Raw genomic sequence first — 20,404 nt, 5'->3', positions numbered from 1 at the left:
TTTGTTGTTTCTTATTCGTCAGCGGGTAAAAAATCGAAATTGGTCAACTCGTTGTAGGAATATGCTTTGTCGATTTGTCCTTTGTCTTTCGTCCAAGCAATGATCGCGTCGTATTGCTCTTGCGGTACAGCTTGGGCATAAGGATAGTCTTCCTGGCTGTCTAAGTAAGTACTCATAGCATCTGGAAATTGATAGTCTGCCAAGATGTCGGCATAGTCTTTTGCTGAATGAGCATTCATGTAATCAATGGCTTCGTTGTAAGCAGTATAAAATGCTGTTAGGTCTTGCGGGCGATTTTGGATGACTTCGTCCATAAATTGCAGTGTGCCGCCTTTGATGCCAGCTTCTTTAGAGCTGCCTAAAACAATCGCCCCTTGGGCAGCCAACATGCTGGCTTGCGGTTCCGTATAAACAGCGCCATCGACTTGGTCATTGAGCAATGCTTCGGAACGGGCAGAAAAAGAAGCGATATCCACGATGTCATAAGTAAAATCATTTTCTTGTGCAAATTGATCCATGATGTATTCTAAAATGAAATTCGGTACAAGGGTGATTTTTTTATCCGCTAACCCTTTCATCTCAGTAATCCCTGAATTCGGTGAAGCGAGAATCTTGAAGTTTTCCAAAATATCAGAAGTGATCGTCATATCGATGCCGTTTTGCTTGAAGGTCGCTTCTGTCATGACATCGCTGATGGTACCATCCAGCTCGCCTGCCTGCACCGCCACATTGCGGTCATTCGGGGAAGTGAAGGATTTGAGTTCCACAGTCAATCCTTGCTTTTCGAAAAAGCCTTCTTCTTTTGCTAGAATGATCGGAATCGCTGATTCTGCTGGTAACACCCCGATCGTCAATGTTTGATCCGTTACCGCAGCTTCTGTACTGCTAGTGCTGGAATTGCTGGTACTTGCTGTTTCGCCAGTGTTGCCGCATGCGGCAGCGCCAACAGCGAATAGTGCTAGGATACTTGCTAAAATCGTTTTTTTCATTGGTTCATTTCCTCGTTTCTAAATCGTTGTTCAAAAGCAGCCATTGGTAGTGAGAACGGGATGACTGCCCGATGGAGTTCCATTGGCTTGGTTTTTGTCGTATTGATGCCTGGTTTGGTTGTAAATGCCAGAACAAAGCCTTCCTTTTCTAGTGTTGCGATCGTCTGCTGATCATAAAAGCCAAAGGGATAGGCAAAAACATCCTTGATGGCCACGTGCTGATTGCAGCTTCGTAAGTCTTGCGCAAAGGCTGCCGGTGTTTCCCACATTGACCGCCCTTGCTGGTTCTTGCGTTCGTGAAAATGAGCGGTATGATTGGCATATTCGAAGACATCGCTCATTTCGGCTAATTCGGCACTGCTCAATGTCCGCGAAACTTCTGGTTCGTAAGGCTGAGGGGCATCAAAAAGCCAGCCGGTCACGACAAAGGCAGTGGCCTTGAAACCAGCTTCCTTCAACAGTGGGTAGGCATATTCTTTCATTGATTGATAACAGTCGTCAAAGGTCAGCAACACGGATTTTTCTGGTAGCGGCTGCTGCCGGAAATAAAAATCTTTGACTTCTGCAAGGGTCAACGTATGGTAATTTTCTGCTTTCAAAAAGTCGATTTGTTGTTTAAAATGAGAAGTGCTATTGAATAAGGGCAGAGGCAAGGCATCTTGATAGCCGTCTGCGACTTTGATCGGGCGCACCTGATCATAAAGTTCTGCTTCGGGACGTATTTCATGAAATACGAGGGTCTGAAACATCATAAACCATCCTTTCTTGTCAATCACGCAAAAAATAGTATAGCATAAAATGTGAAAACCAACACAAATAATTTTAAGAAAGAAGTTTATTCTCTGATGAGTATTCGATTCGATTCCGTTTCCTTTACGTATGGGGAAACCGTCATTTTTAAGGATCTTTCGTTTTGTTTTGAACAAGGAACGACCTATGTGCTGCTGGGAGAATCGGGGATTGGCAAAAGCACGCTTTTATCCTTGATCAAAGGGTTGCAGCGACCGCAATCAGGCACGATCACTTACCAAGGCTGTTCCCCTGACAACATCGAGGTCGTTTTCCAAGAACTGCATTTGTTTCCTTGGCAAACAGTTTACCAAGCACTGGAAATGCCGCTGCTTATCAATCAAACACCCAGTGAGAGCCGTAAAAAACGGGTCACAAGCTGTTTGGCGGAGTTGGGATTGACGCAGGTGCAGGACCGCTATCCACATCAGCTTAGCGGCGGTCAAAAACAGCGGGCTGCCATGGGGCGGGGACTGATCACACAGCCCGATGTTTTATTATTGGATGAGCCGACTGCTTCACTGGACCAAGAAACCAAAGCAAACGCACAAGCCATGATCGCTGCTCAACAGCAGCGTAGACAAAACAGCTTAATCGTGGTGACCCACGATCCAGAAGAGGCAGTGTTTTTGGGGCAGACGATTTTGTTGCTAAAAGATCAGGACGTTACGCCGATCAGTAATCCATTTTACGGCAGCCAGCTGGAACGAGACTCGTTGGCTTTTTATGAAGTCGTCTTGCAGTTGAAAGAACAAATGAGGGAGGCGAGGCAATGAAACCCATCAAATCTTTTGCTTGGGGCTTCTGTTCGTTTGTCGTGGTTTGGTGGGGCGTAAGCTGGGTGACCAACAATCGCTCACTGCCTAATCCTTTAGAAACAGCTGAACGTTTTTGGGCATTGCGAGAAGTCTTGCTGATCCACGCAGGTGCCAGTTTGCTGCGGGTATTTGCGGCGTTGAGTGGGGCGTTGCTAGTCGGGGTGCCGTTAGGAATCTTGATTGGGCGATCCCAAAGAGTGGATCGGCTGCTTGGTCCACTGCTTTACTTTTTATATCCGATTCCTAAAGTTGCGTTTTTACCTGTCTTTATGATTTTCTTTGGCTTAGGCAATCTCTCAAAAATTCTCTTGATTTTTGCGGTGATCGTCATTCAAGTGATCGTCTCGATTCGTGATGCAGTCACGAAGATCCCACCAGCGTATTTTCAGGTCATGAAAAATTATACCAACCAATGGCACCATGTCTTGCGCTTCGTTATTTTGCCCGCGCTCATGCCAGCACTTTTTGCCAGTGTGCGGGTCAGTATCGGGATCGCGTTGGCTTCCCTCTTTTTTGCCGAAAACTATAACACGACGTATGGTGTCGGCTATCTGATCTTAAGTGCGTGGTCAAAAATGGACTACCCGCAAATGCTTTCCGGGATCCTCCTGATTGCTTTGATGGGCTATCTGCTTTTTGCCAGTATCGATTGGTTGGAAAAAGTGGTGTGCCGTTACCGACAATCTTAGAAAAGAATGATCGATTGATAAATGTTTGCGGCAGTTCGTGTATTTTTGAACAAAATGATTTATACTAAGGATATCTTATTGAGAATCATTCTCACTGAAAGGAAGACCTTACTATGAAAGAAATCGATCTGTCAAAAACGCTCTATGAACTTGTGGCACAATACCCTGAAATACAAGAAATCATGAGTAAAATAGGGTTTACGGCGATCAATCAACCAGGGATGCTACAAACTGCTGGACGTTACATGACGATTCCCAAAGGGGCTCAGATGAAGAAGATCCCCTTGGAAAGGGTTTGTCTCGCTTTCGAAAAACAAGGGTTTCTTGTGAAAGGAGCGACGAAATGAAAACTAACAGTCAAAGACAAGAACGGATCGTCGAAATACTGAGTTTGCTTCACCAAGGCGGTTCCTTTGAAGAAGCTAAACGCTTGTTTAACGAAGAATTTGATGGTGTGGATGTGACGGAGATCACTGCTGCTGAAAAAGCTTTGATCCAAACGGGGTTGGACCCTTCTGAGATTCAGCGTTTGTGCAATATTCATGCTGCTGTTTTTAAAGGATCGATCAATGAGATCCATCACTCCAATGAAGAATATGGGCAACCAGGCCATCCTGTTCATACCCTAAAATTGGAGAACCAAGTCCTGCAATCCCTGTTGACCGATGAGATCGACAGCCTCTTAGCCAAAATCAAAACCGGTGATTGGACGCCTAAAAAGCGTCTACAAGCTGCCTGCAATGATTTAATGCAGATCGACAAACACTATGCGCGAAAAGAAACGTTGATTTTTTCTTACATGGAGAAGTACGGCATCACTGCACCGCCAAAAGTGATGTGGGGTGTTGATGATGATATTCGGGTTATGATCAAAGCGCTCAAAGAGCTTTTGGCATCCGAAAAAGCTGCCTATAATCCAATCGCTGTCCAATGGGAAGCAGTCAAAAACGAGATCGAAGAGATGATTTTCAAAGAAGAAGAAATCATGGTGCCCATGACGCTGGATGTCTTCAGTCTTAAAGATTGGGAACAAATTGCGGCTGACAGTTTTGACATCGGCTTTGCCTTTATTCCAGAACCGCTTCCTTGGAAACCGAGCCAAGAAGCTCTTGAAAAGGAACAGGCGGCAGAACCTGCAAGGCAAGCGGCGATCAAAGAAGCCCAAGAAACAACCGCCGCCATCGCAGCCGGTTTAGGATTCGATGAATTTCAAGTCATAGAAACGGAAAATTCGCCGCAAATTGCTGAACAGCCGACCGTTTCATTGCCTACTGGTAATCTGCAATTTGAGCAATTGGTGGCCATTTTTCAAATGCTGCCAGTGGACTTGACCTTTGTAGATAGTGAAGAGCGGGTGCGCTTTTATTCAGAAGGCAAGAGTCGCGTCTTTCCACGAACGAATTCGGTTTTAGGTCGTGAAGTCGTCAACTGCCATCCACCGAAAAGCATGCATCTCGTGCAACAGATTTTGGATGATTTTCGAGCGGGTACAAGGGAGACAGCTGAATTTTGGATCGATATGCGGGGCCGTAAAATCTATATTCGCTACTTTGCATTAAAAAATGAAGCAGGCATCTATTTAGGTTGTCTAGAAGTCACGCAAGACATTACGGAGATCCAAAAAATCGAAGGGCAAAGCCGTTTGCTGGACCAGTGAGCAGTTTGGAGAAAGGCTGATCCGTGTCTATTTGAAACGAAGCGAAAAAAAGAAAAATCAATAAAACGCTTGCAACGTTTCTAGAAAAATAGTATAGTAAAGGCAATCAAATGGGTAGTTACTGATAATGCAGGCTATACCTTTTTACGTGTGTATGGATCCTACACATGTATTAAGGTATCGCCTTTTTTCATTTTAAGGAGGTGAGAAGCGTCTTGAAGATCAAAAAAATCTTAAACAACAATGCAGTTTTGGTCGGACAAGATGGCAAAGATTTTATCTGGATCGGTACCGGCCTTGGCTTCAAAATGAAACCAGGACAAACCGCCGATGAATCAAAAATTGAAAAAGTGTTTGTGCTTCATAAGAAATCCTCTGATCGTTTGATGGAATTACTAGAGAACATTCCAATCCAATATGCGTCTCTTGCGGATGATATTATCCGTTATGGAAAGCAAGTCATTTCCTACCAATTAAGTGATTCCATTTACATCTCTTTGACGGATCACATCTATAATTTGATTCGCTTGAAAGAAGAAGGGATCAGCATCAACAATCGCTTGACTTGGGAAATCAAGCGTTTCTATCCCAACGAGTATGCAGTAGGAGAGCATGCGGTTCGATTGATTGAAAGCAAAACGCAATTCTCCCTAAATGAGGCAGAGATCAGTAATATCGCCATGCATTTTATTAATGCGCAAATCAATGACGATTCAGAGAAGATGGAAGATATCGAATTGCTGACACAAAAAATCAAAGACATTATTTCACTTATTCGTATTCACAATCGTGTGCACATTGATGAGAATAGTTTAGCTTTCGATCGCTTCGTCACCCATTTGAGATTCTTTTTTAAACGGATTGAAAACAAGGAAATCGTTGAAGGCGTCGGGAATCCTCTGTTAGTCCACGTGATTGATAAATATCCTAAAGCCTATGAAACCACCCGTTTGATTGGCGAATATTTAAATAAAACATTATATGACGATGAACAATTGTATTTAACGCTTCATGTACAAAAATTGATCGATCAATAATTCAAGGTGTTACTGGTAAAGCAGGCAAGACTTGACAAGGCTACAAGAAATGTAGTGTTGTTTGGTCTTGCCTTTTTTATTGGTTGTATAGTAGAGAAAGGAATGAATGAGATGCAATACCAAGAATTGAATGAACAAATTTTAAAGAATATCGGCGGAAAAGAAAACATTGCTGGATTGACGCATTGTATTACCCGTCTTCGGTTTAAACTTAAAGATGAATCAAAAGCCCAGACCCAAACGATCAAAAACTTGCCGGGGGTTGTCACCGTCGTCCAAAGTGGGGGACAATATCAAGTAGTTATCGGAAATCACGTAGCAGAAGTTTACAAAGAATTTACGGACATGATCGATATGAATACGGAAGAAACTTCTGGGCAAGAGGAAGAACCCAAAGGGATTCTAAATCGGTTTATCGATATTGTCGCTGGTATTTTTACGCCGATCATCAATGTCTTGATGGCAGCAGGGATGATCAAAGGGTTACTTGCTTTATTGACAACATTTGAAGTGCTGGATAAAGCATCAGGAACGTATTTGATTTTAAATGCGACAGGGGATGGATTGTTTTATTTCTTCCCACTCTTTCTAGGGTACACTGCTTCGAAAAAATTTGGGGGTAAACCCTTTATCGGAATGGCGATCGGGGCAGCATTAGTTTATCCGACGATCATAGCAGCAAATGGCGGAAGCGAAGCGATGTATACCTTATTTGCAGGTTCTGTCTTAGAATCTCCAATCTATATTACTTTTCTTGGAATCCCTGTTATATTGATGAGCTATACTTCAAGTGTGATTCCGATTATTGCAGCTACTTATTTGGCATCAAAACTAGAAGCTTTCTTTTCTTTATTGATTCCACGAGCAGTGCGGAGTTTCTTTGTTTCTTTTCTGACCTTGATAATCACAGTTCCATTAGTCTTTCTAATCGTTGGACCGATTACTACTTGGGCAGGATTACTATTAGGGCAAGCATTGTCAGCTGCTTACGAGTTTAGTCCGATTATCGCTGGTATTGTTATTGGGGGATTTTGGCAAGTCTTCATTATGTTTGGCCTGCATTGGGGTTTTGTGCCGATCGCTTTGAACAACTATGCCACACTAGGGTACGATGTCGTGATGATGGCTGGTCTGGCAACTCCCGTGGCGATGGCGGGAGTCACCCTCGCAATCTTTTTGAAAACTAGAAACAAAAAATTAAAAGAAATCGCCTTCCCTGCTTTTCTTTCGGCTATCTTTGGTATCACGGAGCCGGCACTGTATGGGGTAACCTTACCTAGGAAAAAAGCATTTTATACTACCTCCATCGCAGTCGCTGTTGCCGGAGGAATCATGGGATTGTTCAAAACGAGAGTCTACATCAACGGCGGGACAGGTATTTTCGCTTTACCACGATTTATTCACCCAGAAAATGGCATTGATAATAGCTTTATCGGGTTTGCCATAGCTAGTGCCGTTGCCTTTGCATTAGGATTTTTGATCACGTTCTTTTATGCCTATGATCCTAAAAGCGATGATGAACCAGCTAGTGAAAGCACCGAGGAAAAAAACGTGGAGCCATCGACACTGAATCATGAACTTGGACAAACTGTTCTCTATGATTTGGCAACACCGGTTAGAGGAACGATCATCCCACTAAAAGAAGTGAAAGACGAAGCGTTTTCCAGCGGATTGTTAGGGAAAGGATTAGCTGTCATTCCGTCAGAAGGAAAGGTCTACGCACCAGCAGATGGAATCGTTTCAACACTTTTTCCGACAAATCATGCAGTGGGAATCACGACCGCAGATGGCGTTGAAGTTCTGATTCATGTAGGGATGGATACAGTGAATTTGAAAGGACAGTATTTCCAGCCAGCAGTTGCCCAAGGAGACTCAGTAACGAAGGGACAATTACTTTTAAGTTTTGATAAAGACGCATTGGAAAAAGAAGGCTATTCCATCGTGACACCGATTATTATTTCAAACACGGCGGATTACCTAGATATTGTTGAAACAGACAAACAAGATGTTGAAAAACAAGATACCTTATTAACGGTCATCGGTTAGGAGGAAAGACAAGTTGAAAAAAAATATCTTTTTATTCGTAGCAGATCAGATGAGAAATGACGCACTCGCACATATGGGGAATCCCGCATCAATCACCCCTAACTTTGATGAACTGGCAGAAGAAGGGGTTTCATTTGAAAATGCCTACTGCCAAAACCCCGTCTGTGTGCCTTCTAGAAATAGTTTTCTGACGGGTTTTTATCCACATGTCAATGGGCATCGAACGATGCACTATTTGCAAAGAGAAGATGAACCCAATATTTTGAAAGAAATGAAGAATCAAGGCTATGAAGTCATCTGGATCGGCAGAAATGATGTGGTTCCGGGAGATAAACCAAAAACAGACTATTGTGATGAATATTATGACGGTGTGGTAGACGAAAACACTCGGGATGCACAAAACAGTGAAGTCAATCATTCCGCCGATATGAACGAAGCCAGTAAACAGCTGTACGACCAGATGCTTTCAGGAGATACGTATTATTCATTTTATATGGGAAAATTACCAGATAGTGAGGGTTATGGCAAAACGGATTGGAATTGTGTGAAAAAGGCGTTGGACTATCTTGAACGTCGCAGTCAGGAAAAGACAGACAAACCATTTTTCGTTTATTGTACGATCTCATTCCCACATCCACCCTATGCTTGCGAAGATCCATGGTATTCGAGTATTGATCGTCAGAAACTGCCGAAACGCCGACCGAACATCAAAGATATTCCTAACAAAGCCTCAATGCTGTATGGCATCAATGAGAAACAGAATTTGAACGGTTGGACAGAAGAGCGCTTTGATGAATTACGTGCCACCTATTTAGCAATGGTTTCGCGCTTTGATCATCAACTGGGCATGATCAAAGAGAAGCTGCGTGAAACAGGCTTTTATGATGAGACAAACCTCATTGTTTTCAGTGATCATGGGGACTATACTGGTGACTACACGATCACTGAAAAAGTCCAAAACTGTTTTGAAGAGCCGATCACGAATGTCCCATTGGTCATCAAACCTGCTAAAACGATTGAAAGTGTGCCGCGAATCACCAAAGCACAAGCGGAACTGCTAGATTTACCAGCAACGATCGCCGAAATGGCTGAGTTTGATCTTTCCTATACACAATTTGGAAAATCCTTGGTTCCTGTGATCAAAGGAGCCGAAGAGCACAAAGATGCTGTTTTTTGCGAAGGCGGACGCACTCATGGGGAGACACAAGCGATGGAGCTGGGGCATGGACCGAAATCTCCGTATTGGCCGCGGCTTGCGACACAGTATAGCGAAGGTCCGGAACATACAAAAGCAGTTATGTGCAAGATGGGAAACTATAAATATGTGATGCGTCTTTATGAGCATGACGAACTATATGATTTGGAAAAAGACCCGATGGAAATCAAGAATTTGGCGCTAGAAAAAGCATACGCCGAAATTGTCGAGAAAATGAAACAACGCGTTACTCGTTTTTATATGGAAACGACTGATTTTGTTCCGATGAAACGCGACAAACGCTAAAAAAGTAAAAAAAGAATCGAGGCCTCCACATGAAACACATCTCCGTATTGATCAAGCCAGCATCCTCTCTTTGCAATCTGCGCTGCACCTATTGCTTTTATGCCAACGTCAGTTCCTTGCGCGAAGTGCGTTCCTTTGGCAAAATGAAAGAGGATGTAATGGAAAAGATGATTGCAAACATCTATGCAGACTTAGAAGCTGGCGATCATTTGACGTTGGCATTTCAAGGCGGAGAGCCGACGATGGCAGGGCTGAGTTATTTTAGAAAACTAACGGCTTATGTTGCGGCGCAAAAAAAGCGAGTGACAGTACACTATGCGATCCAGACCAACGGCATGGTGATCAATGATAAATGGTGTCGTTTTTTGAAAGAGTATCGCTTTTTAGTCGGGCTGTCGATCGATGGGCATCCGCTTGCGCACGATCGGCATCGATTAGACGCCAAAGGGCGGGGGACCTTTGCGCGGGTTTTGCAGACCAAGCGGTTATTGGACGCCTATCAGATCGAGTACAATGTCTTGTGCGTGTTGACAAATCCATTAGCAAAGGAAGCCCAGCGTGTGTTTGATTTTCTCAAGGAAGAGCAGATTGCCTTTGTGCAGTTCATTCCTTGTTTGGCTGATTTGGATGCCACGTCAACGAACGACTATGCCTTGACACCAAGAAGCTTTGCGCACTTTTATCAGCAGCTGTTGGCGTTTTGGCTGCAGGAATTGACACAAGGGCGCTACCTAAGTATTAAGCTGTTCGATGATTTACTAAATCTATTGGTGCGGCAGCAAGTAACTGCCTGTGGGATTCTAGGCAACTGCCAAGTGCAGTATGTGATCGAAGCCGACGGCAGTGTCTATCCTTGTGACTTCTATGTATTAGATGAGTTTCGCATGGGCTATATCCAAGAGCAAACGTTGCGGGAATTGTTTTCTCAAGACTGTTCGCAGCAGTTTTTGTGCCAGAAAAAAGACATGCCTTCGAAGTGTACGCAATGTCCTTTCCAAAAAATGTGCCGAGGAGGCTGTAAACGAATGAAAGATGCAATGTACGTGGATAGTGAGGGGTTTTGCGGCTATCAGGAGCTGTTAAAAGACTTCACACCCAGAATCAATGAGATATTGGGGCTGTTGCAAGGGGTGAGACAATGATCGGACTGATTTATTTTCTCGTGATCGTCTTAGCAAATGCCGTAGGGGCAGTTTCCGGCATGGGGGGCGGCGTGCTGATCAAACCGATTTTCGATTTTATCGGCGCCCATTCTGTTGCTGCGATCTCTTTTTACTCGGCGACAGCTGTCTTCACGATGTCTATCGTTTCGACAGCTAGACAATTAGCCAGTGGACGGAAAATCAATTGGTCGATTGCCTTGTGGGTTTCTGGTGGTGCTGTGTTAGGCGGTGTTTTAGGCAATGTTGCCTTTGAACAGCTATTGCTGGTTTTTCGAGACGACAAGATGGTTCAGCTGATCCAAATCCTTGTGACCGTGCTGACACTATTGTTTGCTTTTTTGTATACAAAATATAACTGGCGCGGGTTTGCGTTGGAAAAAGTCGGCTGGTATGCAGCTTGCGGTTTGATTCTCGGTTTTCTAGCCAGTTTGCTGGGGATCGGCGGCGGACCCATCAATGTTTCTTTATTGATGTTGCTGTTTGCCATGCCGATCAAAGAGGCGACGATTTATTCAATTTGTACGATTTTTTTCTCGCAGCTGGCAAAAATTTTGACGATCGCTTTTTCGACAGGTTTTGGTGCGTATGATCTGCAAATTTTGTGGTTTGTTATTCCAGCCGCGATCGTGGGAGGACTATTAGGCGCCAAGGCCAGCAACGTCCTGTCACCGCAGCGAGTGACACTGGTATTCCAAACCGTGATCGTGCTGGTGTTACTGATCAATCTGTACAATGGCTATCAATTATTGTAAAAAGGAGGCAAACAGATGCCCACGATTCCAGCAGGAACTTATCGAATCGGCACGAATACGATGGACGGCTTTGCCGAGGATCTTGAGGGACCGCAAATCAGCCTCGACAGCCCAGCATTTGCCATTGATGCCACGACGGTGACGAACCAAGCTTTCCAAGTTTTTGTGGAAGCAACAGGATATGTCACAGAAGCCGAGCGCTTTGGCTGGTCGTTCGTTTTTCACTATTTTTTAAGTGAGCAAACGAAACACCGCAGTCAAAAGGTACCGAATATGGCTTGGTGGTACGCGGTTAGCGGCGCAGATTGGCGTCATCCTGAAGGACCTGATTCAACGATTGCCCAGCGGATGGATCACCCAGTGGTTCAGGTGTCTCGCAACGATGCGATCGCCTATTGCCAATGGGCAAAAAAACGCCTCCCGACAGAAGCAGAGTGGGAGATCGCTGCAAAAGGCGGGACAAGTTTTGAAAAATATCCTTGGGAAAGGGAATTTTTGGCAGAAAATACCTATCATTGCAATATTTGGCAAGGCGAGTTTCCAAAAAGCAACACGCGAGCAGATGGCTTTGCCAATACAGCGCCAGCGAAATGGTATGAGCCCAACGGCTTTGGTCTGTATCAAGTGATCGGCAACGTCTGGGAATGGTGCGTCAATCCTGCCCGCATCCCGTTGACGCAGTTTCAACAACAGACGGGACAAACCTTTTGGATAAGGAATCAAACACAAGATGATCAAATGTATGCGACTCGCGGCGGGTCGTTTTTGTGCCATGAATCCTATTGCAAACGATACCGAATTGCCGCTAGAAATGGTAATTCTGGGATGTCGGCAGCCAATAATTTAGGGTTTCGGTGTGTCAAAGACTTGGATCAGTAAACCGATAAAAGCAAAAGTGGCACCTATTCACAGGGATAGGTGCCGCTTGTTTTATTGCCATTCGGATTGATAATTTCCTTTGAGATCATAGACATAATTGATCTCGGTTCGATTACGAATCCCATTTAAACCAACGGTCCAAGTCCATTCGCCTTGGAAGCCGTTTAAAATGACGATGCTGACGCCAGGAACATAGTGATTTAGCTGAGCTGCTCGCGCCTCAGAATCCTTGATGATCTTGGGAATGACGCCCCAGTCGATGGCATCAAAGGCAATGGTATCTTCCATCGAAAGCTCGATCGTATCGTCGTCTTTTTTCCATTTGGTCAACAGATTTTCTGGGTAATACCAATACTCGTCTTGTAGGCCTGTGTTTGGATTGATCACTCGCGCAACTGCATAAATGCCGCTTTTTAGCGGGACATTGCGGATGTGAAAACTATAGCTGACCAGTTGCAGCTCTTTGTCCTTGAATGAAGATTGATTTGGCAGCGCCGCCATAATTTCTTTGGCACTGGTTTCTTCTCGAAAGAGTTGGCGGTCTACAGGTAAAAAGGTGGAAACTACGCCAATACAAAAGAGAATCGCTGGCAGCAAGAGCAATGAGAATAACCAGTAAAATGGCGACTTTTTGTGTTTTTTGAGACCGATGATCAGACCGATCAAAAAGACCAGCAGGATCCCTGCTACCCAAAAGTAGGGGAACAAACGAATGATCTGATGCCTGGTTTCAACGACTTGGTATTCATTCAGACCAAACCAATTTTCCGCGATGGTGAGGTTATTTAAAACAATAATTCCGCCAATAATACCTAGAATAAATAAGAAAATCAATAGCAAAAGCATCCGACCGAGTATCCGACGTATCAGCGAGGGTCTAGTAGGTGGGGTCATGAGTCACGTCCTTTTTATATTTTCGAAAATAGTAGGTTAAATACAAGAGTAGTACAACTGGTGTTTTTTTTCAATGATTGTAGACAAAAAAACTACATCCACAGATGCGACCTCAAAAAGTTAGACCAAAAATCTAACTTTTTTGGGGTCAGCACACCGCAGATGCAGGCTTTATTTTCATTTAGTCGAGTGTTTGTTGGCGGGCGATAGCTGGAAAGAATTTTAGGCTATACAATGCGCTGATCCCAACTAGAATATAAATGACGCGGGCAATGATCGACGTGCTGCCGCCGGTGATCGCTGCGACAAGGTCAAACTCGAAGGCGCCGACCAGCAGCCAATTGATCCCACCGATGATCAATAGTGTCAGTGCGATCCCATCAAATGTTTTTAACATAGGAAACTCCTCTCTAGTTGTCGCCCCATCAACTTTCATCGTCGGTGATGGTGACATCTTTTTCTTTCTCGCCTTCTTGATTGCGATCATTATAGATATAGACATGGCGAACGATTTTAATCAGCGGGCGAATGGTCAAAAAGACACCGCCGATCAAATAGGCGATCGTTCCGTAAATCGCAGGTAAGCTAGTTAATGAAACGATACTCCCGAAAATATAAAACAAGCCCGTCAAAATATCATTCGTAAGTGAGATCAACATGTAGCGATTTTGAAAGTAGATGCGAAAGCGACTTGCCTTGATGATCACATCTTCTTCTTTTCCAGGATCGAATTGATGTTCACTCCGTTTGATTTTTGGCATAGGTGCCATCACTGCTCCTTTATTTGTGCTAAGGTTTCAAGACAACTTTGATGTTCTTGTCTTCTTTTTTGTCAAAAATCTCATACGCTTTGGCAGCATCTGCTAAAGGCATCGTGTGGGTGATGATCTGTGACGGGTCAAACAAACCGTCCGCGATCATATCATAAATTTTTGGCATCAAATGGATCACAGGTGCTTGCCCGTGTTTGACATCAATGTTGCGCATAAAGAATTCTTGCAATGGATAAGAAGAAGCAGGTGTCATGTAAACGCCAGTGATTTGGACGGTACCAAATTTTTTGACTGCCTTGGCGGCCATCTGGATCGGTGAGATTGTTCCACTTTGCAAGCTGACTAGATTTTTGGCTTTTTCTTTGACGGGTTCTAAACCATCCATCCCAACACAGTCGATGATCACATCAGCGCCACCTTTGGTCAGCTCATACAATTCATCGGCACTAGTAGCCAGATCATCCAATTGGAATGTTTCGACTTGATTGTAGCTGCTGGCTTTTTCTAGGCGATGAGCAACAGGGTCCACGGCAATCACCCGCTTAGCGCCTGCCATCACAGCAAATTTTTGCGCAAACAAGCCAACTGGTCCTGAGCCTAAGACGATCACGGTATCATCTTTTTTGACGCCGGCATTTTGGACGCTCCAATATGCTGTAGGTAAGATGTCAGATAAAAACAATACTTTTTCATCAGGGATCGTTGATTCAGGTACGATAAACGAGGTGAAATCTGCGAACGGTACGCGCAAGAATTCGGCTTGACCGCCCCAGTGGTTGCCGTTCATTTTTCCAAAACCGAATAAGCCGCCATACAATGTATCTTCTGAAGAATTGTCGCATTGACTTTCCATCTCATTTTGACAAAAGTGGCAGTGACCGCAACCGATATTGAAAGGGATGACGACGCGGTCGCCTTTTTTTAGTTTCTGTATTTGACTGCCGACTTCTTCGACAATACCCATTGGTTCGTGACCAACGACATAGCCTTCTTCCAAAACCGAGCCGCCATGGTGGTAAAGGTGGAGATCAGAGCCGCAGATTGCAGTTGCGGTGATTCGGATGATCGCATCCGTCGGTTCTAAAATCGTTGGATCTTCTACACGGCGAACGTCCATTTTTTGATTTCCTTGCCAGGTTACTGCTTGCATCATTTTTCCTCCTTGTTTGTTCAGATAAGTTCGGACAATCACTAATTTTTCCAACAACATGTTTTTACTTTTCAGTAACAGATAAGTTAATTCTGCAAGGATTTTAACGATTTGACAACGAAAACGCTCAAAACGGTTGATTAGGATTTTTCTTCATCAATGGTTTAAAAAAAGAAAAACAGATGATTTGCTAAAAAAGTGAAAGCGTGACACTATTAAAGTGAAGCATGCATGTGTTACGAGTATCTACTGGAACCTGCATCAACCAGTGACAAGAAATGAGGAGGGATGATCATGGATCTAACGATTCGAGGAAAAGCTTCCTGCACCAATTGCAATGAAAACTTTGATGGGAAGCTAGTCGTTCATTTACAAGAAGACAGCGAGGGGCAATTAACCATGGTACCACCGTTGGAAACGAATGAATTGGCAGAAGATGAAATCGCTATTCATTATACTTACGGGGAAGTGAAGGAAGCCATCGAAGGAACCTTCGTATGTCCAAACTGTCAGACAGAAAATGAGGTTCGGATTGAAATTCCGACCGAGCTATTAGATGGCTCAATGAATTGAATGAATAATTAAATTGAAAAAGCTCTCTGTTCCTTGAACAGGGAGCTTTCGTTATTTATTGGTCATTGGTTTATTTTGTTCCATCAATGATTTGGACATTGAAGTCTCGTAAGATGTCGAGTCCTTGCGACTCGTGATTTTTACCGGCGACTAATGTTTTATTGATGGTGAAATCAGCGTCAGGAAAGGCGCTTTGGATCTCGATCGTATTGGAAAGGACGCAGATGTTGGTTTCAACACCGGTGATTTCGATTTTCTTTTCTTCTTCAGGCTTAAATAGATTTTTCTTGATGTCGATCAAGACTTCAGGTGGAATACTGTAATAGTATTTCTTGACGACTTTTTCATTTTCGAGAGGCTTAAGTTCTGGGATAAGCTGCAGGGCAGCGGCTTCTTCATCAGACGTTCCTTTGACTTCGATTGGGATGTCGCGGGTGTGTAAGATGTACTCCCCATTCGCCCGCGCTTGTTCTAGGCGCTTGGCGATTCGTTTGACGAGAGCGGCGCTATCTGGCACATACGCTTCGTTCTCTTCATCGAGAATTTGGTTTTGCATATCGACAATGACTAGCATGTGGTTACTCCCTTTCTATAAACATCGTTTTTCAAATGATCTAACGAGAGGTTGAAAAATAGGTGCTATTTCTATGATGCCCCACTTTTTTTAAATTTTCAAAGAAAACGCTCTTCTTATCGTGAAACGGTAAAAATGTTATTTTTTTATTCGAATAACGATGCTTTTTGTTTGCTGAAAAGAAGAAGTAGTGATAGCTTTTAAATAGTACATTAAAAATAAATGAAAGTAGGTTAGGTTAAATGAGAAAGTTATTTTATATGGGGACTTTGCTTTTTTCAGTTGGTGTACTGGCGGCAGGATGTGGCAATAGCGAAACCGCTGATTCCTCGGGGAATGAGTCAGCAGATGGCAAAACGACGTTGGATTTTTGGTCCTTCTGGGGGTCTGGTGCAAGACAAGAAGTAATTGAAGAAATTATTGATGATTTTAATGCGTCACAAGATAAAATCGAGGTCAAATACAGCTACCAGCCTTGGGGCGATATTTGGACAAAATCACTGTCGTCGATCACTGCTGGTAATCCGCCTGATGTTATTGTACAAGATATTAATTCTGTTGCTCAGCGGGCAGAAGCGCAGCAAGCAACAAATTTAAGCGAGTATATCGAAGAAGGCTTTTCTGATGAATTTTATCCGCAATTATGGGATACGGTGGAGTATGAAGGGGATGCGTATGCTGTTCCTTTCAATACAGATACGCAAGTGATTTTCTACAACAAGACACTCTTTAAAGAGGCAGGTATCAGTGAAGAGCAACTGCCCCAAACGTGGGAGGAGTTAGAAACAGTTGCTCGTAAATTAGATGTCAAAAACGGTGATGACTTTGAGCGGATCGGTTTTTACCCATTGTGGAATTTAGGCGCCGATGTGTGGGCCTTGAATGCCGACGATGGCGTCAGCTGGTTTGACAAGGATGAGAACGTCAAAATCGATACAGACAACAAAGTGGAAGCGTTGGAATGGATCTTAGACTGGCAAGAGTATTATGGTCAAGATACCATCAATCGGTTAGAAGCTGAATTTGGTTCAGGTGTTGCCGATCCATTCATTTCTGGATTAGTGGCGATGCGTGCGCAAAACATCAACTACTACTCAAGTTTAGCGGAAAATGCACCGGATGACTTTGAATTTGGGGTCATTCAAATTCCTGAAAAAGAAAGTGGTTCTGGTCACTGGTCATGGGGTGGCGGGTTCGTCTTAGAAGTGCCATACGGAGCCAAAGATCCTGAAGCGTCCTATGAGTTTATCAAATACTTGTCGACACCAGAAGTTCAAGAGAAATTTGGTGAGAAAAGCTTTGATATCATGGCGAATCGAACAGCCAACGAAAACTTGGTCAACAACGACAATCTAGATGAAAACGGCCAAATGATCTACCAAATGGCAGATGAAAACTTTGCCAATACGGTGATCACACCTGTACCATTGACAGCTCCTGATTTCAGCAGTCTTGTCAATGAACAGATCGACCAAATCATGCTGGGCAGCAAAACACCGGCTGAAGGGTTGGCAGATGCGCAAAAAGCGGTCGAAGATCTCGTTGAGCAAAACAAATAAATTTCAAAACGAGCGTTTTTAAAAAAGAAGGAAAGTCCAGTCGGTTAGCGGACTGGGCTTTGCTTTCTGCTTTGCGAAGCGGACGTGTTTTCTTGAATAAACAATGAGTAAAAATAGAATGGAGTGGAAGGAATGCCAAAGAAGCGTTCAAAAAGTAAACGGCAAGAAGCTCTTTGGGGCTACTTCTTCGTAGCACCATTTTTGCTTGGGTTCGTGATCTTTATGTTAGGGCCCATGCTGTTTTCCTTCGTAGGAAGCTTTACCGATTACAATCTGACTTCAAAAATGAATTTTATCGGCTTTAAGAACTTTACCCGCATGTTCACGCAAGATACCCTGTTTTGGAAATCTCTTTATAACACGGCGTATTTTGTACTCTTCAATGTTCCCTTAACCACGTTATTCAGTGTTTTTCTAGCCACTTTACTGAATCAAAAAATCCGCGGAATCAGTTTTTTCCGAACGACCTTTTACTTACCAGCGATCCTTTCAGGGGTTGCCGTCTACGTCTTATGGATGCAATTATTATCTCCTTCCGCAGGATTGATCAATACCTTCTTGAGCTGGTTCAATATCAAAGGTCCGGCATGGCTGTTTGATCCAGAATGGACGAAACCAGCGTTGATTTTGATGAAGATTTGGAGTTCAGGGGGCGCGATGCTCTTGTATCTAGCTACCTTGCAAAATATTTCGCCGACGCTGTACGAATCGGCTGAGATCGATGGAGCGGGGGTTTGGGCGAAATTCAAAAATATTACGATTCCTTTGATCACGCCGATCATCTTCTATGATGTGATTACTTCAACGATCGGTTCTTTTCAAATTTTCCAAGAAGCATACGTGATGACCAAAAATGGTACCGGCGGTCCGGCGAATTCGTTGCTATTCTATAATTTGCATATGTGGAACAAAGCATTTGTTGCCTTTGATATGGGTTATGCGATGGCAATGTCGATGATCTTGTTCTTGATCGTCCTAGTCTTGACCTTTATCAATCTCAAGCTGGCACCACGCTGGGTTCACTATACCGGAGGTGGCAGCTAATGGAAATGACGACAAAAACGCGAAGCAAATCAAGCCAACAGCGAGTCAAGAAAATCATCAGCTATGTGGTGATGTCGATCATCGGGATCGTGCTGCTGATTCCGTTGCTGTGGATGGTCTTTACGTCATTGAAACCGATGGAGGAGATCGTGCGTTACCCGCCGACCTTTTTCCCAGAAGAAATCAATCTTGGCAATTATTTGGAGACCATCAACGCCTTTCCTTTTTGGCAGTATGCAAAAAATACGTTATTCATTACTGTCTTAGTGGTCTTCGGGAATGTCTTATCAAATTCCTTCATTGCTTATGGGTTTGCAAAATTGGCCTTTCCAGGAAAAAATCTGATCTTTGCCCTCGTCTTGTCTACCATGATGATTCCTGGCTTTGTGACGATGATCCCGCAGTATGTTTTGTTTTCCAAAATCGGCTGGGTCGGCACCTATCTGCCGCTGATCGTTCCAGCGTTTTTCGGCAACGCCTTTAACATTTTCTTGATGCGGCAGTTTTACTTGTCCGTCAACAATGAATTGATCGAAGCCGCTAAGATCGATGGCGCCAATCATCTTTATATTTGGAGCCATCTAATGATCCCATTGACGAAACCCGCACTGATCACCATCGCCATCAACTCCTTCAATGGGGCGTGGAATGATTTCTTAGGGCCGTTACTGTATATTCAAAACCAAGAAAAGTACACGCTGCAGATTGGCTTGCAAGTCTTCCAAAACCAATCAACGACCCAGTGGAACTACTTGATGGCAGGAGCAACGCTTGTGTTATTGCCGACGATCTTGCTGTTCTTCCTCGCACAACGCTACTTTATTGAAGGAATGGATCTGACGGGAGGTTCCAAAGGATGAGAACAAAAGTCACGCCGCAACGCTTGAACCAAGGGCTGCTGACTGGCATCAATTGGCTCCCGCATTTGCTGGTTTTACAAGGCATGTGGCTGTTGTATTCCTTGCCTTTGATTACCAGTACCACTGCTAGTCGAGCATTGATCGGGACTTTGGTGGAACTGCGGAACGATGGCTTGGAAGCAAGTAGCAAAGCTCGTTTTCAGCAGGTGTTTCATCAACAGTGGGCAACGAGAAAAGGGCAAGATCGTTTGCTCAGTCTATTCTTTCTGCTGCTTTTAGTGGACAGTTTTGTCTTTCGCCGTCTGCAGCACCCGCTGTTTCAGATCGCTAGTTACGCGTTAGCGCTCACCTTTGGCTTGTTTTGCTTGGTCTTACTTTATCAAACGAGGCTGCTTCACACCTATCCGCAGCAGCCCATCTCATTGTTTTATAGTTTTTATCAGTTTGCGCGTTCACCAAAAAGAGTACTGGCGCATCTTTTAGTAACAGTGACACTTGTCTTGACCTTTTTGCTGTTTGGTCCTGTCTACTTATTGGTCTTAGGAATCAGCACCTTGTATTTGGTCAATGTCGTGCTCTGTGACAAAGCGTTCAAATAGAAAACAAACGGGTATCCCGGAACTTCTTTAGTGAAAAGCTAGGGAGTTCCGTTTTTTT

General features: G+C 43.8%; 22 protein-coding genes. 15 read left to right on the top strand and 7 right to left on the bottom strand.

The window, feature by feature from the left end:
- Positions 1–11: 11 nt before the first annotated feature.
- Entirely contained in the window at positions 12–989 is a 978-nt protein-coding gene (locus tag IGJ74_RS12770; protein WP_218193383.1) for a MetQ/NlpA family ABC transporter substrate-binding protein, read from the bottom strand.
- Positions 986–1,738 (bottom strand): polysaccharide deacetylase family protein, encoded by a 753-nt coding sequence (locus IGJ74_RS12765; protein ID WP_218193384.1) that lies wholly within the window; start codon positions 1,736–1,738, stop codon positions 986–988. Before IGJ74_RS12765 ends, IGJ74_RS12770 begins: the two co-directional genes overlap by 4 nt.
- Positions 1,739–1,834: 96 nt before the next feature.
- On the opposite strand from IGJ74_RS12765, the gene IGJ74_RS12760 reads away from it, so the two are divergent.
- The 10 genes from IGJ74_RS12760 (at position 1,835) to IGJ74_RS12715 (ending at position 12,320) form a co-directional block, all read left to right on the top strand.
- Complete coding sequence (locus tag IGJ74_RS12760; RefSeq protein WP_228100732.1) at positions 1,835–2,554, top strand: ABC transporter ATP-binding protein; 720 nt, start codon at positions 1,835–1,837, stop codon at positions 2,552–2,554.
- Positions 2,551–3,285, top strand: a complete 735-nt coding sequence (locus IGJ74_RS12755) for an ABC transporter permease (RefSeq protein WP_087664970.1) — start codon at positions 2,551–2,553, stop codon at positions 3,283–3,285. The genes IGJ74_RS12760 and IGJ74_RS12755 overlap by 4 nt, the downstream gene beginning before the upstream one ends.
- Before the next feature lie 113 nt (positions 3,286–3,398).
- Entirely contained in the window at positions 3,399–3,632 is a 234-nt protein-coding gene (locus IGJ74_RS12750) for a DUF1858 domain-containing protein (RefSeq protein WP_008379040.1), read from the top strand.
- Complete coding sequence (locus tag IGJ74_RS12745) at positions 3,629–4,942, top strand: DUF438 domain-containing protein (RefSeq protein WP_087664969.1); 1,314 nt, start codon at positions 3,629–3,631, stop codon at positions 4,940–4,942. The genes IGJ74_RS12750 and IGJ74_RS12745 overlap by 4 nt, the downstream gene beginning before the upstream one ends.
- A 215-nt stretch (positions 4,943–5,157) precedes the next feature.
- Positions 5,158–5,979 carry a PRD domain-containing protein gene (locus IGJ74_RS12740; RefSeq protein ID WP_010747748.1) on the top strand — a complete coding sequence of 274 codons (822 nt, stop codon included), beginning with the start codon at positions 5,158–5,160 and terminating at the stop codon, positions 5,977–5,979.
- Between the two features lie 111 nt (positions 5,980–6,090).
- A complete protein-coding gene (locus tag IGJ74_RS12735) occupies positions 6,091–8,025 on the top strand; it encodes a beta-glucoside-specific PTS transporter subunit IIABC (RefSeq protein ID WP_218193425.1) in 1,935 nt (644 codons plus the stop codon).
- Between the two features lie 13 nt (positions 8,026–8,038).
- Positions 8,039–9,526, top strand: coding sequence for a sulfatase-like hydrolase/transferase (locus tag IGJ74_RS12730; RefSeq protein ID WP_086332578.1), 1,488 nt, complete (start codon positions 8,039–8,041; stop codon positions 9,524–9,526).
- Positions 9,527–9,555: 29 nt separating this feature from the next.
- On the top strand, positions 9,556–10,668 hold the full coding sequence (locus tag IGJ74_RS12725) for a radical SAM/SPASM domain-containing protein (protein WP_087664967.1): 1,113 nt from the start codon (positions 9,556–9,558) through the stop codon (positions 10,666–10,668).
- A complete protein-coding gene (locus tag IGJ74_RS12720) occupies positions 10,665–11,441 on the top strand; it encodes a sulfite exporter TauE/SafE family protein (protein ID WP_008379028.1) in 777 nt (258 codons plus the stop codon). Before IGJ74_RS12725 ends, IGJ74_RS12720 begins: the two co-directional genes overlap by 4 nt.
- 15 nt (positions 11,442–11,456) lie before the next feature.
- The gene (locus tag IGJ74_RS12715) at positions 11,457–12,320 is read left to right on the top strand and encodes a formylglycine-generating enzyme family protein (protein WP_087664965.1); all 864 of its coding nucleotides are present in this window, start codon (positions 11,457–11,459) and stop codon (positions 12,318–12,320) included.
- Between the two features lie 51 nt (positions 12,321–12,371).
- Here the strand turns inward: IGJ74_RS12715 and IGJ74_RS12710 are convergent, their stop codons facing one another.
- The 4 genes from IGJ74_RS12710 to IGJ74_RS12695 all read right to left on the bottom strand — a co-directional run bounded on the left by IGJ74_RS12710 (position 12,372) and on the right by IGJ74_RS12695 (position 15,137).
- The gene (locus tag IGJ74_RS12710) at positions 12,372–13,214 is read right to left on the bottom strand and encodes a hypothetical protein (protein WP_087664964.1); all 843 of its coding nucleotides are present in this window, start codon (positions 13,212–13,214) and stop codon (positions 12,372–12,374) included.
- 181 nt (positions 13,215–13,395) lie between these two features.
- Positions 13,396–13,611: a DUF378 domain-containing protein gene (locus tag IGJ74_RS12705; RefSeq protein ID WP_008379021.1), complete on the bottom strand. Its 216-nt coding sequence runs from the start codon at positions 13,609–13,611 to the stop codon at positions 13,396–13,398.
- Between the two features lie 28 nt (positions 13,612–13,639).
- Positions 13,640–13,984: a YrhK family protein gene (locus IGJ74_RS12700; RefSeq protein WP_008379018.1), complete on the bottom strand. Its 345-nt coding sequence runs from the start codon at positions 13,982–13,984 to the stop codon at positions 13,640–13,642.
- A 19-nt stretch (positions 13,985–14,003) separates the two neighbouring features.
- A complete protein-coding gene (locus tag IGJ74_RS12695; RefSeq protein WP_086299276.1) occupies positions 14,004–15,137 on the bottom strand; it encodes an alcohol dehydrogenase catalytic domain-containing protein in 1,134 nt (377 codons plus the stop codon).
- Positions 15,138–15,425: 288 nt separating this feature from the next.
- Here IGJ74_RS12695 and IGJ74_RS12690 point away from each other — a divergent pair, with 288 nt between their 5' ends.
- Positions 15,426–15,710 carry a hypothetical protein gene (locus IGJ74_RS12690; protein ID WP_005234711.1) on the top strand — a complete coding sequence of 95 codons (285 nt, stop codon included), beginning with the start codon at positions 15,426–15,428 and terminating at the stop codon, positions 15,708–15,710.
- 70 nt (positions 15,711–15,780) lie between these two features.
- On the opposite strand, the gene IGJ74_RS12685 is transcribed toward IGJ74_RS12690, so the two are convergent.
- Complete coding sequence (locus IGJ74_RS12685; protein ID WP_086297248.1) at positions 15,781–16,284, bottom strand: isochorismatase family cysteine hydrolase; 504 nt, start codon at positions 16,282–16,284, stop codon at positions 15,781–15,783.
- 242 nt (positions 16,285–16,526) lie between these two features.
- Between IGJ74_RS12685 and IGJ74_RS12680 the strand changes: the two genes are divergently transcribed.
- The 4 genes from IGJ74_RS12680 to IGJ74_RS12665 all read left to right on the top strand — a co-directional run bounded on the left by IGJ74_RS12680 (position 16,527) and on the right by IGJ74_RS12665 (position 20,346).
- Positions 16,527–17,843, top strand: coding sequence for an ABC transporter substrate-binding protein (locus IGJ74_RS12680; protein WP_008379010.1), 1,317 nt, complete (start codon positions 16,527–16,529; stop codon positions 17,841–17,843).
- 132 nt (positions 17,844–17,975) lie between these two features.
- The gene (locus tag IGJ74_RS12675) at positions 17,976–18,887 is read left to right on the top strand and encodes a carbohydrate ABC transporter permease (RefSeq protein ID WP_008379008.1); all 912 of its coding nucleotides are present in this window, start codon (positions 17,976–17,978) and stop codon (positions 18,885–18,887) included.
- On the top strand, positions 18,887–19,747 hold the full coding sequence (locus tag IGJ74_RS12670; RefSeq protein WP_005225484.1) for a carbohydrate ABC transporter permease: 861 nt from the start codon (positions 18,887–18,889) through the stop codon (positions 19,745–19,747). The genes IGJ74_RS12675 and IGJ74_RS12670 overlap by 1 nt, the downstream gene beginning before the upstream one ends.
- A complete protein-coding gene (locus IGJ74_RS12665; protein ID WP_086316398.1) occupies positions 19,744–20,346 on the top strand; it encodes a DUF624 domain-containing protein in 603 nt (200 codons plus the stop codon). Before IGJ74_RS12670 ends, IGJ74_RS12665 begins: the two co-directional genes overlap by 4 nt.
- Positions 20,347–20,404 lie beyond the last annotated feature (58 nt).

Origin of the sequence: Enterococcus sp. AZ009, assembly GCF_050548785.1 — a bacterium.
Classification (GTDB): domain Bacteria; phylum Bacillota; class Bacilli; order Lactobacillales; family Enterococcaceae; genus Enterococcus_D; species Enterococcus_D entomosocium.
Note: the sequence above shows the minus strand (reverse complement) of the source record. Positions and strands in the feature narration are given on the sequence as shown.

Bases quoted from the DNA above. Each gene is read 5' to 3' on its own strand.
- IGJ74_RS12745 (WP_087664969.1), top strand. From the start codon at position 3,629: ATGAAAACTAACAGTCAAAGACAAGAACGGATCGTCGAAATACTGAGT.
- IGJ74_RS12720 (WP_008379028.1), top strand. From the start codon at position 10,665: ATGATCGGACTGATTTATTTTCTCGTGATCGTCTTAGCAAATGCCGTA.
- IGJ74_RS12700 (WP_008379018.1), bottom strand. From the start codon at position 13,984: ATGGCACCTATGCCAAAAATCAAACGGAGTGAACATCAATTCGATCCT.
- IGJ74_RS12735 (WP_218193425.1), top strand. From the start codon at position 6,091: ATGCAATACCAAGAATTGAATGAACAAATTTTAAAGAATATCGGCGGA.
- IGJ74_RS12685 (WP_086297248.1), bottom strand. From the start codon at position 16,284: ATGCTAGTCATTGTCGATATGCAAAACCAAATTCTCGATGAAGAGAAC.
- IGJ74_RS12695 (WP_086299276.1), bottom strand. From the start codon at position 15,137: ATGCAAGCAGTAACCTGGCAAGGAAATCAAAAAATGGACGTTCGCCGT.
- IGJ74_RS12690 (WP_005234711.1), top strand. From the start codon at position 15,426: ATGATCATGGATCTAACGATTCGAGGAAAAGCTTCCTGCACCAATTGC.
- IGJ74_RS12765 (WP_218193384.1), bottom strand. From the start codon at position 1,738: ATGTTTCAGACCCTCGTATTTCATGAAATACGTCCCGAAGCAGAACTT.
- IGJ74_RS12675 (WP_008379008.1), top strand. From the start codon at position 17,976: ATGCCAAAGAAGCGTTCAAAAAGTAAACGGCAAGAAGCTCTTTGGGGC.
- IGJ74_RS12755 (WP_087664970.1), top strand. From the start codon at position 2,551: ATGAAACCCATCAAATCTTTTGCTTGGGGCTTCTGTTCGTTTGTCGTG.
- IGJ74_RS12665 (WP_086316398.1), top strand. From the start codon at position 19,744: ATGAGAACAAAAGTCACGCCGCAACGCTTGAACCAAGGGCTGCTGACT.
- IGJ74_RS12670 (WP_005225484.1), top strand. From the start codon at position 18,887: ATGGAAATGACGACAAAAACGCGAAGCAAATCAAGCCAACAGCGAGTC.
- IGJ74_RS12760 (WP_228100732.1), top strand. From the start codon at position 1,835: ATGAGTATTCGATTCGATTCCGTTTCCTTTACGTATGGGGAAACCGTC.
- IGJ74_RS12770 (WP_218193383.1), bottom strand. From the start codon at position 989: ATGAAAAAAACGATTTTAGCAAGTATCCTAGCACTATTCGCTGTTGGC.
- IGJ74_RS12680 (WP_008379010.1), top strand. From the start codon at position 16,527: ATGAGAAAGTTATTTTATATGGGGACTTTGCTTTTTTCAGTTGGTGTA.
- IGJ74_RS12725 (WP_087664967.1), top strand. From the start codon at position 9,556: ATGAAACACATCTCCGTATTGATCAAGCCAGCATCCTCTCTTTGCAAT.
- IGJ74_RS12750 (WP_008379040.1), top strand. From the start codon at position 3,399: ATGAAAGAAATCGATCTGTCAAAAACGCTCTATGAACTTGTGGCACAA.
- IGJ74_RS12705 (WP_008379021.1), bottom strand. From the start codon at position 13,611: ATGTTAAAAACATTTGATGGGATCGCACTGACACTATTGATCATCGGT.
- IGJ74_RS12715 (WP_087664965.1), top strand. From the start codon at position 11,457: ATGCCCACGATTCCAGCAGGAACTTATCGAATCGGCACGAATACGATG.
- IGJ74_RS12710 (WP_087664964.1), bottom strand. From the start codon at position 13,214: ATGACCCCACCTACTAGACCCTCGCTGATACGTCGGATACTCGGTCGG.